The organism is Pseudomonas sp. GW821-FHT10B02, from assembly GCF_059415665.1.
Map to the genome: position 1 here is coordinate 112,699 of NZ_JBWKNR010000006.1, position 13,872 is coordinate 126,570.

Here is a 13,872-nt window from a genome sequence, read left to right on the forward strand (position 1 = left end):
TCGGTATAAGCTAAGGCTTTGAACCGGCAAAAGGACAGGTCACCGATGCAATTGAGTGCGTTGTACCGATATCCGCTCAAATCCGCGCGCGGCCAGGCGTTGCAATCGTCTTCACTGGGCCTGCTGGGGCTGGATGGCGACCGTCGCTGGATGCTTGTAGAGCGCGACAATGGCCGCTTCCTGACCCAGCGCGCGTATCCACAGATGAGCCAGTTGACGGCGCTGTATGGTGTTGACGGCGAGCTGACCCTGGAGGCGCCTGGGCGACCTGCGTTAAAGGTTGCCGTGCCGCAAGCTGACAGCGATCTGCGCGGCGTGACGATCTGGCGTGACACCTTTCGCGTCCCGGATGCCGGTGATGTTGCTGCGCAGTGGCTCAGCGAATTTATCGGCAAGGACGTGCGCCTGGTCCATGTGCCCGAGGAGCGCAGCCGTTTCCTGCCGGGTGGTTATGGCGAGGTCAATGACCGGGTGGCTTTTGCCGATGGTTTCCCCTTGCTGCTGATTGGCCAGGGTTCGCTCGACGATCTGGTACAGCGGGTCGGTCGGCCGCTCGAGATGCAGCGCTTTCGTCCCAATCTGGTGGTGGAGGGGGCCGAAGCCTTTGCCGAGGATGGCTGGAAGCGCATCCGTATCGGCGAGATGGAGTTCCGTGTGCTCAAGCCTTGTGAGCGTTGCATCATGACCACCATTGATCCGCAGACCGGCGAGCGCAGCGCGGATCGTGAGCCGCTGACCACACTCAAAACCTATCGGCAGAAGGAGGGGGATGTGCTGTTCGGGCAGAACCTGGTGGCTGACGGAAGTGGGGTGCTTGAGGTGGGGATGCCGGTGACGGTGCTGGAGTAATCAAATCGCGGCAAGCCCGCTCCCATAGGGTGATATAGAACCCTGTGGGAGCGGGCTTGCCCCGCGATTGCATTCAACTACTGATCGTCAAAATACCGCTCATGCCAGTCCACCAGCGGCTGCGGCGAGTTGAGCTTCTGCCCGTAGATCACCGAGTAGGACAGCACGTTCTGCACATACTGACGGGTCTCATCAAACGGAATCGACTCCACCCAGACATCGAAGCTCAGGTGGTCGGCGCCGCGCAGCCATTGCCGTACGCGGCCCGGGCCTGCGTTATAGGCTGCCGAAGCCAGCACCCGATTGCCGTTGAATTGACTGTGCACCTGGCTCAGGTACGCCGCGCCGAGCTGGATGTTCTTGTCCGGGTTGAATACCTGGGCCGGGGAGGCCAGCGGAATGCTGAACTTGCGCGCAGTCTCCTTGGCTGTGGCTGGCATCAGTTGCATCAGGCCGCTGGCACCAACGCTGGAGCGGGCGTCCTCCATGAACGCACTTTCCTGGCGAGTGATGGCGAACACCCAGCTTGAGTGCAGGCCACGCACCTTGGCTTCCCGAACCAGCGTATCGCGGTGAGCCATCGGGAAACGGATATCCAGGTCGTCCCAGTATTGCGCCTGGCTGATGGTGCGGATCGCCGGGAAGTACCAGCGCATGTCGTAGGCCAGGCGTGCCTGGGCGACCATTTCGTCGCGGCTGAAGTGGCGGCTGACGTGGTACCACTCGCGGCGGCCATCGACAATCTGGCCGCGGGCATGGAACTCCAGGGCGCGACGGATACCCGGTGTATTACGCACCTTGTTCATCACCGCCTGGCTCAGCACCAGTGGCTTGTTGTTCAGCTGATACGGGGTTTTTGCCCGGTCGGCGGCGAGGAAGCCATAGAAATCACGCTCGCGCGCCACGGTTTTGTACAGCAGCGGAATCTGCGGGTTCTGTGGCTGCGCCAGTTCCAGGCTGCGCGCTTGCCAGTAACGCCAGCGGTTGCTGCTGGCCAGGTCCTGGGGCAGGCGCTTGGTCAGCTCGTAGGCGTCTTCCCAGCGGCCCAGGCGCAGCAACAGGCGCAGACGCCATTCGGTCACGGTGTTGTCGCGCAGTTCGGGGTCGTAGCGGGTCATCAGGTCCAGGGCCCGCGGGTCGTAGCGGCGGGCCAGGGTCAGGCCGATTTCGCGGGCGATGGCGACTTTCTCGTCACGGGAGAAGTGCATGCGATTGGCGTAGTCGTCCAGCAGGCTCATGGCCCGCTCGGGGTCCTGGCGTGCCAGGCGGCGCAGGCCTAGGCTGACCACGTCGGACATGGCCTCGTTGACCGGTACGAAGCGTCCAGGCTGATTCAACAGCTGTGGTTTCTGTGCCACATCAACCAGCAAGCGCCCCTGAGGGCCCAGGGTGGTGAGGGTTTTGGTCAGGCTGTTGGCCAAGGCATAGTTGCGCGCCTGGGCGGCCAGCTTGGTGCGCTGCCAGCGCTTCTGCTCGCTGAGTTGACCTTCGGCTGCCCAGCGGTCGAACAACGGGTCACAGGCGGTAGGCTGGGACTTGCCCACCAGCCAGAGTTTTTCTGCCGAGGCATAGCCTTCGGCGCGTTGGCCCTGAATCAGCTGACGCTGGCCGTTGAGGCAATCGAGTTCGGTGAAGTTCAGCTTCGGATCATAGTAACGACTGAAGGTTTCCCACTCGCCGCGCTCGGCCAGCCAGCGCAACCAGCGCAATTTCATCCAGTTGGCCTGGGGCAGGTCGCCATGGGCGGCGAGGAATTTTTCGATCTCGGCATTGCTGGCGGTTTTCAGACGCGCGGTCAGCTCGTCGTAGGCCAGGTAAGGCGTTAGCGGATAATCACTCAACGCTTGTGCGTAACGCAGGTAGGGACCCTTGTCACCCTTGGCCAGGGCGCGTTTGGCCTCGTCATAGTACTGGCGCTGCACGGTGATGTCGGTGGCCTGGGCGACGCTGGCTGCGGAGGCCGAGAGAAGCAGGCAGGAAACTAGATTTAACAGGCGGCTGCGCATGAGACTTCCGGGCAGTTTGACCATGAAAAGTGACGGCGAAGCCAGCACTGTTGGGATTGCGTTGCTTAAGCTTAGCCGTTTGCCATAGGCGGATGAAAGCATTGTGCTTGTATCCAGTTGTAATCACACGGCCTGTCGTCGGATCTGTCCGGAGGTGCGCCTGCTTAATGTGAAGCGGGCCCAAGTCGGGTAGAATGCGCGCCCGGTTTTTGGAGAAGATCATGACCCTGCTCAAATTAAGCGATGTGTCCCTTGCATTCGGCGCCATGCCGTTGTTGGACAAGGTGTCGTGGCAGATCGCCCGTGGTGAGCGGGTGTGCATTATTGGCCGCAACGGTACTGGCAAGTCGAGCATGCTGCGCCTGGTCAAGGGCGATCAGAAGCCTGACGACGGCGATGTCTGGCGCGCTCCTGGGCTGAAGATTGGCGAGCTGCCGCAGGAACTGCCGGTGGCCGACGGTCGTACCGTGTTCGACGTAGTGGCCGAAGGCCTCGACGGTGTCGGCGCCTTGCTGGCCGAATATCACCACCTGAGCCAGAACATCCACAGCGATGCCGACCTGGAAAAGCTCATGCACGTCCAGCACGACCTGGAAGCGCGTGATGGCTGGCGTTTGCAGCAACTGGTCGACAGCACCCTGAGCCGTCTGCAACTGCCAGCCGACAAGACCCTGGCCGAGCTCTCCGGTGGCTGGCGCCGCCGCGTGCTGCTGGCCCAGGCGCTGGTCTCCGAGCCTGACCTGCTGCTGCTCGATGAACCGACCAACCACCTGGACATCGGGGCCATTGCCTGGCTGGAAGAGGCCCTCAGTGGCTTCGGCGGCGCCGTGCTGTTCATCACCCACGACCGTTCCTTCCTGCAAAACCTGGCCACGCGCATCCTCGAACTGGACCGCGGCGGCCTGATCGACTGGAACGGCGACTACGCCAGCTTCCTGGTGCACAAGGAAGCCGCGCTGGCCGCTGAAGAAACCGCCAACGCGCTGTTCGACAAGAAGCTGGCCCAGGAAGAAGTGTGGATCCGTCAGGGTATCAAGGCTCGGCGTACCCGTAACGAAGGCCGCGTGCGGGCCCTCAAGGCCCTGCGCGTTGAGCGTAGCGAGCGCCGTGAGCGTCAGGGCAAGGCCAATATCATGCTTGATGTTGCGGAGAAATCCGGCAAGCAGGTGATGGTCCTGGAAAACGTCAGCTTCAGCCATCCGGGTGGCCCGCAACTGGTCAAGGACTTCTCCATGGTCCTGCAGCGCGAGGACCGTATCGGTCTGCTCGGCGCCAACGGTACCGGCAAGACCACCTTGCTCAAGCTGATGCTTGGCGATCTCGAGCCTACCAGCGGTAAAGTCGAGTCCGGCACCCGTCTGGAAGTGGCATATTTCGACCAGCTGCGCCATCAGCTGGACCTGGAAAAGACCGTCATCGACAACTTGTCCGAAGGTCGCGACTTCATCGAGATCGACGGCCAGAACCGTCATGTCCTGAGCTACCTGGGTGACTTCCTGTTCAGCCCGCAGCGTGCCCGCACGCCGGTCAAGGCGCTGTCCGGTGGTGAGCGTGCGCGGTTGCTGCTGGCCAAACTGTTCAGCAAGCCGGCCAACCTGCTGGTGCTCGATGAGCCAACCAACGACCTCGACGTGGAAACCCTCGAGCTGCTCGAAGAAGTGCTGTCGGCGTTCAAGGGCACCGTGCTGATGGTCAGCCACGACCGGGCCTTCCTCGACAACGTGGTCACCAGCACCCTGGTCTTCGAGGGTGAGGGCAAGGTGCGCGAGTACGTCGGTGGTTACCAGGATTGGATTCGTCAGGGCGGTTCGCCAAAATTGCTGGGCGTTACCGAGAGCAAGTCGGGCAAGTCAGAGCTGAACACGGCGGTGGTTGAAGCTGTTGCTCCGGCTCCCGTTGCAGCACCGGCAGCCGAGGCGCCGAAGAAAAAGCTCAGCTACAAGCTGCAACGCGAGCTGGAAGCCTTGCCGGGCCAGATCGACGAACTGGAACAGAAGATGGCGGCGGTGCAGGAAGAAATTTCCGACCCGGCCTTCTACCAGCGCCCGATCGACCAGACCTCTGCCGTGCTGGCGCGTCTGGAGCAGATGCAGGCTGAACTGGATGTTCTGGTAGAGCGCTGGGCTGAACTCGACAGCTAAGGGGAGGGGCCCGGCGCAGGTTGCGCCGGGCTGCCCCAGTTACTCTTTTTTCAGCAGGCGTACGGCCAGCACATCACAGGGCGCGCCGTGCAGGACGTCGTTGGCGGTAGAGCCCAGCAGTAGCGCCAGGCCGTGGCGGCCGTGGCTGCCGACCACGATCAGGTCGCAAGCATTCTCCTTGGCCAATTGATGGATCTCCTGGCGGGGTTGGCCGTAGGTCAGATGCGAATCGCCGCGCTTGATCTCGGGATACTTGACGAACAGGCGGTCCATACGCTCTTTGGCCTGGTCGAACTGTTGTTGTTGCAGTTGGGACAGATCCATCGGCACATCGCCACCAAATGCCATGGCCATGGGCTCGACGATATGCACCAGAGAAACTTTGGTCTCGGTCGATGCGGCCAGTGTCATGGCGCGCTTGATGACCGGATCGCATTCTTCGGTCAGGTCGACGGCAACCAGTATGTGTTCGTAGGGCATGAGAGGCTCTCCTGACAGTCGCGATAGTTCAAGTATGGTCGTTTTCAGGCTGATCGCTCAGAACCTCGGCTAACCAGCTCATTTGCAAAGCTTTATGGGAACAACAGATATGACGGTCTGGGTAGTGGTGTCAATCCTTGCGCTGATTCTCAGCCCCTTGGCCTGGTTGCGTCCTTCGCGTAACCAGAGTGGCCGTATGGCCCTGCGTATGGAAGCCCGGCGTATGGGCTTGAACATGCAGCTGGCGCCTCAGCAGTGGCCGCACTGGCTGCCCAAAGAGCCGCCCAGCCCTTGTGCGCAATACGTGCGGCCGCGGCGCCAGGGCAGGGCAGACAGCTGGAGCTACTGGCAAACCACCCCGGGCACCTGGCTCAACCAATGGCGCGAACCCTGCACCGATCCTGTGCTTGCAGAACATTTTGCCCGCTTGCCGGAAAGCGTCTACAAGGTCGAAGCCGGCCCGCAGATGGTTGCCCTTTATTGGGGTGAACGAGGTGAAACGGCTGTATTGCAGGATATTGCCGCGGTGCTGAAAGCCCTGGCCTGATCACGCTCAATAAAAAGCCCGATATACGCATCGGGCAGGCGGGCCAGGCAGGCCGGTCTAAGTCTTGATTCCCTCCCAGTGTAGCGGGCCCTGCGCTACCCGACGTTTTTCCTGCCTTTTTTGTTCGCACTCAGCGTGTATTGATCCTGTGCATGAGTGTGTAAGCCTTTGTCCATTATCGTTGGCGTGAATGCTCATCGATCACCGAAGCCGGTGTTTGCCCACGATCAACAGAAAGTGACCGTAAAGTCGCGTTTTCACACCGCTTTCGGGCATTTGACAACGGCGATCTTTTCGTTGAATGTGTGCATACCCAAATCAAACGGGCGTATGAATTGAGCGTTTGTATTGTCAGAAGGCTCTTACAGAATCCCGACTATCGCGCTGACGGGTGTGCCTGGCGCAAGGATTCGGCAAATCACGGCCAGCGGCCGGCCGGGTCCTTCACCAGCGTTCGGCGTGTACAGTTCAGCTTCCATATCGTGGAGATCAGTTGATGATTTACGAAGGTAAAGCCATCACGGTTAAGGCTCTTGAAAGCGGCATCGTCGAACTGAAGTTCGACCTCAAGGGTGAGTCCGTCAACAAGTTCAACCGTCTTACCCTGAACGAATTGCGTCAGGCCGTAGACACCATCAAGGCCGACGCCTCGATCAAAGGCGTGATTGTCAGCAGTGGCAAGGACGTATTCATCGTCGGCGCGGATATCACTGAGTTTGTCGATAACTTCAAGCTGCCCGAGGCCGAACTGGTCGCCGGCAACCTGGAAGCCAACCGGATTTTCAGCGACTTCGAAGACCTGGCCGTGCCGACCGTTGCCGCGATCAACGGCATCGCCCTGGGCGGTGGTCTGGAAATGTGCCTGGCTGCCGACTTCCGCGTGATGTCCAGCAACGCCAAGATCGGCCTGCCGGAAGTCAAACTGGGTATCTATCCGGGCTTTGGCGGTACCGTGCGCCTGCCGCGCATCATCGGTGCCGATAACGCCATCGAGTGGATTGCCGCCGGCAAGGAAAACCGTGCTGAAGACGCCCTGAAAGTCGGCGCTGTCGATGCCGTGGTAGCCCCTGAGCTGCTGCAGGCCGCCGCACTGGACCTGATCAAGCGCGCCATCAGCGGCGAGTTCGATCACAAGGCCAAGCGTCAGCCGAAGCTTGAAAAGCTCAAGCTCAACGCCATCGAGCAGATGATGTCGTTCGAAACCGCCAAAGGTTTCGTTGCCGGTCAAGCAGGCCCGAACTATCCGGCGCCGGTTGAAGCGATCAAGAGCATTCAGAAGGCAGCCAACTTCGGCCGCGACAAGGCCCTGGAAGTCGAAGCCGCCGGCTTCGTCAAACTGGCCAAGACTTCGGTTGCCGAGAGCCTGATCGGCCTGTTCCTCAACGACCAGGAACTCAAGCGCAAAGCCAAGGCCCACGACGAAATCGCTCACGACGTGAAGCAGGCTGCCGTACTCGGCGCCGGTATCATGGGTGGCGGCATCGCCTACCAGTCGGCGGTCAAGGGCACCCCGATCCTGATGAAGGATATCAACGAAGGCGCCATTGCGCTGGGCTTGAACGAAGCTTCCAAGCTGCTCGGCAAGCGCGTTGAAAAAGGCCGTCTGACCCCGGCGAAAATGGCTGAAGCGCTGAACGCGATTCGCCCGACCCTGTCCTATGGCGACTTCGCCAACGTCGATATCGTCGTTGAAGCTGTGGTCGAGAACCCGAAGGTCAAGCAAGCGGTACTGGCTGAAGTGGAAGGCCAGGTGAAGGAAGACGCCATCCTCGCTTCCAACACCTCGACCATCTCCATCAACCTGCTGGCCAAGGCCCTCAAGCGTCCGGAAAACTTCGTCGGCATGCACTTCTTCAACCCGGTGCACATGATGCCGCTGGTCGAAGTCATCCGTGGTGAGAAGTCCAGCGATGTGGCGGTTGCCACCACCGTTGCCTACGCCAAGAAGATGGGCAAGAACCCGATCGTGGTCAACGATTGCCCGGGCTTTTTGGTCAACCGTGTACTGTTCCCGTACTTCGGCGGTTTCGCCAAGCTGGTCAGCGCCGGTGTCGACTTCGTGCGCATCGACAAGGTCATGGAAAAATTCGGCTGGCCGATGGGCCCGGCCTACCTGATGGACGTGGTCGGTATCGACACTGGCCACCACGGCCGTGACGTCATGGCCGAAGGCTTCCCGGACCGCATGAAGGACGACCGTCGTTCGGCCGTCGATGCGCTCTACGAAGCCAACCGCCTGGGCCAGAAGAACGGCAAGGGCTTCTACGCCTACGAGACCGACAAGCGCGGCAAGCCGAAGAAAGTCGCCGACGCGGCCGTCCTCGAAGTGCTCAAGCCTGTCGTCTACGAACAGCGTGAAGTCACTGACGAAGACATCATCAACTGGATGATGGTGCCGCTGTGCCTGGAAACCGTTCGTTGCCTGGAAGACGGTATCGTTGAAACCGCCGCCGAAGCCGACATGGGTCTGGTCTACGGTATCGGTTTCCCTCCGTTCCGCGGCGGTGCGCTGCGTTACATCGACTCGATCGGTGTAGCCGAATTCGTTGCCCTGGCAGACAAGTACGCCGATCTGGGTCCGCTGTATCACCCCACCGCGAAGCTGCGTGAAATGGCCAAAAACGGCCAGAGCTTCTTCGGTTAAGCGCCCAACGATAGAGAGCGAGAGAATATATGAGCCTGAATCCAAGAGACGTGGTGATTGTCGACTTCGGTCGCACGCCGATGGGCCGCTCCAAGGGTGGCATGCACCGCAATACCCGCGCCGAAGACATGTCCGCGCACCTGATCAGCAAGGTGCTGGAGCGCAACACCAAGGTCGACCCTAACGAAGTCGAGGACGTGATCTGGGGCTGCGTCAACCAGACCCTGGAGCAGGGCTGGAACATCGCCCGCATGGCGTCGTTGATGACCCAGATCCCTCACACTGCGGCCGGCCAGACCGTCAGCCGTCTGTGTGGCTCGTCCATGAGCGCCCTGCACACTGCGGCACAGGCGATCATGACCGGCAACGGTGACGTGTTCGTCGTCGGTGGCGTCGAGCACATGGGCCACGTCAGCATGATGCACGGTGTCGATCCGAACCCGCACATGTCGCTGTACGCCGCCAAGGCCTCGGGCATGATGGGCCTGACCGCTGAAATGCTCGGCAAGATGCACGGCATCAGCCGTGAGCAGCAGGACCTGTTCGGCCTGCGTTCGCACCAGCTCGCCCACAAGGCGACGGTCGAAGGCAAGTTCAAGGATGAAATCATCCCGATGCAGGGCTACGACGAGAACGGTTTCCTCAAGGTCTTCGACTACGACGAAACCATTCGCCCGGACACCACCCTGGAAAGCCTGGCGGCGCTGAAACCTGCTTTCAACCCTAAAGGCGGTACCGTGACTGCTGGTACGTCGTCGCAGATCACCGACGGTGCTTCGTGCATGATCGTGATGTCGGCGCAACGTGCTCAAGACCTGGGCATCCAGCCGCTGGCGGTAATCCGTTCCATGGCGGTAGCCGGTGTCGACCCGGCGATCATGGGCTACGGCCCGGTGCCTGCGACCCAGAAAGCGCTCAAGCGTGCTGGCCTGAGCATTGCCGATATCGACTTCTTCGAGCTCAACGAAGCTTTCGCCGCACAGGCCCTGCCAGTGCTGAAAGATCTGAAAGTGCTCGACAAGATGGATGAGAAGGTTAACCTGCACGGCGGCGCTATCGCCCTGGGTCATCCTTTCGGTTGCTCTGGTGCGCGGATTTCCGGCACTCTGCTCAACGTCATGAAGCAGAATGGCGGGACCTTCGGCGTTTCGACCATGTGTGTCGGCCTGGGCCAAGGTATCACCACCGTCTTCGAACGCGTTTAAGCGTTTCGCTGATGGAAACCGGGGCCTGGTGCCCCGGTTTTTGTTTTTGCAGGATTTTTTTTCAAGAGGGCGAGCAACATGCAGATACAACCAGGCGTATACCGGCATTACAAGGGGCCTGAGTATCGTGTGTTCGGTACGGCGCGCCATTCCGAAACCGAGGAGTGGGTGGTGTTCTACCAGGCCCTGTATGGCGAGTTCGGCCTCTGGGTTCGACCCCTTTCGATGTTTATGGAGTCGGTCGAGGTTGACGGCGAGCAAGTGCCGCGCTTTGCTTTGGTCAAGGCTGAAGCCGAGCTGTTTTCCCGGCCAGATGCCGAGGGTGGCTAACGCCTCGCGCTTGACCTCACTCTGTTGCCACTATATATAGCGGTGCCGCGTCAGGTACCTGCCGTGTTTTTATTTTCAGTATTCAGGAATTTTCCGATCCATGGGCAAATCGCTGGTCATTGTGGAATCCCCGGCTAAGGCCAAGACCATCAACAAGTACCTGGGCAGCCAGTACGTGGTGAAGTCGAGTATCGGCCATATCCGAGACCTGCCCACCAGCGGTTCGGCCAGCGCCAGCAAGGAGCCTGCCAAGCGCGGCAAGGCCGCTGCTGGCGAAGCGCCAGCCCTGTCGCCGAAAGAGAAGGCGCGCAAGCAACTGGTCGCGCGCATGGGAGTTGATCCGGACCACGGCTGGAAAGCCAAGTACGAGATCCTTCCGGGCAAGGAAAAGGTCATCGAAGAACTGCGTCGTCTGGCCAAAGATGCCGACACCATCTATCTCGCAACCGACTTGGATCGCGAGGGGGAAGCCATTGCCTGGCACCTGCGCGAAGCCATCGGTGGTGACGACAGCCGCTACAAGCGCGTGGTGTTCAACGAAATCACCAAGAAAGCCATCCAGGAAGCGTTCTCGCAGCCAGGCGAGCTGGATATCGATCGGGTCAATGCCCAGCAGGCGCGTCGCTTCCTCGACCGCGTGGTGGGGTACATGGTCTCGCCACTGCTGTGGTCGAAGATCGCCCGCGGCCTGTCTGCCGGTCGCGTGCAGTCGGTTGCGGTGAAACTGGTGGTTGAGCGTGAGCGCGAGATCCGCGCCTTCATCCCGGAAGAATACTGGGAAGTGCATGCTGATCTGGGTACCGCCAAGGACGCCAAGGTGCGTTTCGAAGTAGCGCGGGAGAAGGGCGAAGCTTTCAAACCGCTCAACGAAGCCCAGGCCATGGCGGCACTGGAGAAGCTCAAGTCTTCCAGTTACACCGTCGCCAAGCGTGAAGATCGTCCGACCAGCAGCAAACCGTCGGCGCCTTTCATTACCTCCACCCTGCAGCAGGCCGCGAGCAACCGTCTGGGCTTCGGGGTGAAGAAGACCATGATGATGGCCCAGCGTCTGTACGAAGCCGGCTACATCACTTATATGCGTACCGACTCGACCAACCTTTCGGTCGATGCGGTGGAAATGGCCCGCAGCTACATCGAAAGCGAGTTCGGCAAGAAGTACCTGCCTGAAGCGCCGATCGTCTACGGCAGCAAAGAGGGGGCCCAGGAGGCGCACGAAGCGATTCGTCCTTCCGACGTCAACACCCACCCGACCAAGCTCAGTGGCATGGAGCGTGATGCCGAGCGCCTGTACGAGCTGATCTGGCGCCAGTTCCTGGCCTGCCAGATGCCACCGGCGCAGTACCTGTCGACCACCGTCAGCGTCACCGCTGGCGACTTCGAGCTGCGCGCCAAGGGCCGTATCCTCAAGTTCGACGGTTACACCCGTGTGCTGCCGCAACAGAGCAAGCCGGGCGATGACGACGTGCTGCCGGAGATGAACCAGGGCGAAGTGCTCAAGCTGATCCAGCTCGACCCGAGCCAGCACTTCACCAAGCCGCCTGCGCGTTACTCCGAAGCCAGCCTGGTCAAGGAAATGGAAAAGCGCGGCATTGGCCGTCCTTCCACCTACGCAGCGATCATTTCGACCATTCAGGATCGCGGCTACGTGACCCTGCATAACCGTCGGTTCTATTCCGAGAAGATGGGCGACATCGTCACCGAGCGCCTGTCCGAGAGCTTCTCCAACCTGATGGACTACGGCTTCACTGCCGGCATGGAAGAGAATCTCGACGATGTGGCCCAGGGCGAGCGCGACTGGAAAAACGTGCTGGACGAGTTCTACGGCGATTTCAGCAACAAGCTGAAGCTGGCCGAGGATGGCGAGAAGGGCATGCGTGCCAACCAGCCGACCCTGACCAACATCGCGTGCAAGGATTGCGGGCGGCCGATGATGATTCGTACCGCGTCCACCGGCGTGTTCCTCGGCTGCTCGGGCTACAGCCTGCCGCCAAAAGAGCGCTGCAAGGCTACTGTGAACCTGGTGCCGGGCGATGAAATCGCGGCCGACGACGAGGGTGAATCGGAATCGCGCGTGCTGCTCAACAAGCACCGTTGCCCGATCTGCTCGACAGCGATGGATGCCTACCTGCTCGATGAGAAGCGCAAGCTGCACATCTGCGGTAACAACCCTGATTGCACCGGCTACGAGATCGAAGAAGGCAACTACCGCATCAAGGGCTACGAAGGGCCGAGCCTGGAGTGCGACAAGTGCGGTAGCGAAATGCAGCTCAAGACTGGTCGTTTCGGCAAGTTCTTCGGCTGCACCAACGCCGAGTGCAAGAACACCCGCAAGCTGCTCAAGAGCGGCGAGGCGGCGCCGCCGAAGATGGATGCGGTGAAGATGCCGGAGCTCAAGTGCGAGAAGGTCAACGATACCTATGTGCTGCGTGATGGTGCTTCGGGTCTGTTCCTGGCGGCCAGCCAGTTCCCGAAAAACCGCGAGACCCGTGCACCGCTGGTGATCGAGATCATTCCGCATAAAGACGAAATCGATCCGAAGTACCACTTCCTCTGCGAAGCGCCGAAGAAGGATCCTGATGGTCGTCCGGCCGTGATCCGCTACAGCCGCAAGACCAAGGAGCAGTACGTGCAGACCGAAGTGGATGGCAAGCCGACTGGCTGGCGCGCCTTCTATGACGGCAACGCCTGGAAGGTTGAAGACAAGCGCTGATCAATTTTTATTGATCTGATCGCGGGGCAAGCCCGCTCCCACAGGATTAATGGATCCCTGTGGGAGCGGGCTTGCCCCGCGATGCTTTTCAGGCCTGCAATGGTGTAAATTCACAGATCGCCTTGCAGCCTGTCGGAGGGCACCCAGATGGCCCAGGAACTTTACACCCGCACCAATCAGAAGATTTACTTTGCAGGCCTGGCCCTCGAAGCCATGGGCAGGGCACAGGAAAGCCGGGCCATGAATGCCCAGGCCTTGATTCAGGCTGAGCGTGAATCGGCGCTGTTCCACCTGTACGGGGCGCTGCTGGGCTTGTGTCACGAGATTGCCGGTTTTTACCGCTTGCCGCAGGCCGGTGCGCCACGTGCAGAGCTACTGCTGACCCGTGAGGTGCTGGAGGCGGTGGCGATTCCTGAGATGGCGGAGCTGGTCGAACTGGCTGAGCAGCGGGAAACCTGGCTGGCGCAACTGTTAAGCGCTTATGCCGATTTGTTCCGACCGCCGGTCGCGAAAAAAACGCCGAAAACTGACGTCACTCAACCGTTGATTCAGGCCGTGAGCCTTGATGAGCCTGAGGTAGCGCCACTTTCGCGGGAAGAGCTGGAGAGCTGGCGGCAGAATCTCAAGGGCCTGACCGTTCGTTTTCGCGAGGGCTTGAGTGAGTGCTGATTGGGGCGCTCGCTGGTACAATACCGGCCTTTCGTGGAGAACAGCCCCTTATGCCAACGTCCTTTCTAGAAATTGTCGAGTTGCCTGATGGCCGGATCGAGTTGCGCCGTGCCGAGGACGAAGGCTCCCTGGTAACCCTGGATTTCTCCGAGGACGCCAAGGCTTTCCTGCAAGGTCAGCACGTGGAAGTGGCCAAGGCCATGCTCAGTGTTGGCGTGCAGATGGCCGGCAAGCTGGTGGAAGGCGAAGTCGAGCGAGACGACGGGCCGCGCGTTCTGCATTGATCGTCAT

11 protein-coding genes are annotated in these 13,872 nt (G+C 60.5%); 9 read left to right on the forward strand and 2 right to left on the reverse strand.

Annotated features, from left to right (window positions below):
- Window positions 1–45 precede the first annotated feature (45 nt).
- On the forward strand, window positions 46–849 hold the full coding sequence (locus AC07OF_RS11415) for an MOSC domain-containing protein (RefSeq protein WP_157191833.1): 804 nt from the start codon (window positions 46–48) through the stop codon (window positions 847–849).
- Between the two features lie 77 nt (window positions 850–926).
- Here AC07OF_RS11415 and AC07OF_RS11420 read toward each other — a convergent pair whose 3' ends face one another.
- Window positions 927–2,855, reverse strand: coding sequence for a transglycosylase SLT domain-containing protein (locus tag AC07OF_RS11420; RefSeq protein WP_157191834.1), 1,929 nt, complete (start codon window positions 2,853–2,855; stop codon window positions 927–929).
- A 221-nt stretch (window positions 2,856–3,076) separates the two neighbouring features.
- Here AC07OF_RS11420 and AC07OF_RS11425 point away from each other — a divergent pair, with 221 nt between their 5' ends.
- Window positions 3,077–4,996, forward strand: a complete 1,920-nt coding sequence (locus tag AC07OF_RS11425) for an ATP-binding cassette domain-containing protein (RefSeq protein WP_157191835.1) — start codon at window positions 3,077–3,079, stop codon at window positions 4,994–4,996.
- A 39-nt stretch (window positions 4,997–5,035) separates the two neighbouring features.
- On the opposite strand, the gene AC07OF_RS11430 is transcribed toward AC07OF_RS11425, so the two are convergent.
- A complete protein-coding gene (locus AC07OF_RS11430; protein ID WP_038608878.1) occupies window positions 5,036–5,476 on the reverse strand; it encodes a universal stress protein in 441 nt (146 codons plus the stop codon).
- A 109-nt stretch (window positions 5,477–5,585) separates the two neighbouring features.
- On the opposite strand from AC07OF_RS11430, the gene AC07OF_RS11435 reads away from it, so the two are divergent.
- The 7 genes from AC07OF_RS11435 (at window position 5,586) to AC07OF_RS11465 (ending at window position 13,865) form a co-directional block, all read left to right on the forward strand.
- A complete protein-coding gene (locus AC07OF_RS11435; protein ID WP_157191836.1) occupies window positions 5,586–6,023 on the forward strand; it encodes a hypothetical protein in 438 nt (145 codons plus the stop codon).
- Window positions 6,024–6,519: 496 nt separating this feature from the next.
- On the forward strand, window positions 6,520–8,667 hold the full coding sequence (gene fadB, locus AC07OF_RS11440; protein ID WP_342624839.1) for a fatty acid oxidation complex subunit alpha FadB: 2,148 nt from the start codon (window positions 6,520–6,522) through the stop codon (window positions 8,665–8,667).
- Window positions 8,668–8,696: 29 nt separating this feature from the next.
- Window positions 8,697–9,872, forward strand: coding sequence for an acetyl-CoA C-acyltransferase FadA (gene fadA / locus AC07OF_RS11445; RefSeq protein WP_038608883.1), 1,176 nt, complete (start codon window positions 8,697–8,699; stop codon window positions 9,870–9,872).
- 78 nt (window positions 9,873–9,950) lie between these two features.
- Window positions 9,951–10,202, forward strand: a complete 252-nt coding sequence (locus tag AC07OF_RS11450; protein WP_038608885.1) for a DUF1653 domain-containing protein — start codon at window positions 9,951–9,953, stop codon at window positions 10,200–10,202.
- Between the two features lie 100 nt (window positions 10,203–10,302).
- Entirely contained in the window at window positions 10,303–12,912 is a 2,610-nt protein-coding gene (topA, locus tag AC07OF_RS11455) for a type I DNA topoisomerase (protein WP_157191839.1), read from the forward strand.
- Window positions 12,913–13,059: 147 nt separating this feature from the next.
- Complete coding sequence (locus tag AC07OF_RS11460) at window positions 13,060–13,581, forward strand: DUF6586 family protein (RefSeq protein WP_157191840.1); 522 nt, start codon at window positions 13,060–13,062, stop codon at window positions 13,579–13,581.
- A 50-nt stretch (window positions 13,582–13,631) separates the two neighbouring features.
- A complete protein-coding gene (locus AC07OF_RS11465) occupies window positions 13,632–13,865 on the forward strand; it encodes a hypothetical protein (RefSeq protein ID WP_038608889.1) in 234 nt (77 codons plus the stop codon).
- Window positions 13,866–13,872: the final 7 nt, after the last annotated feature.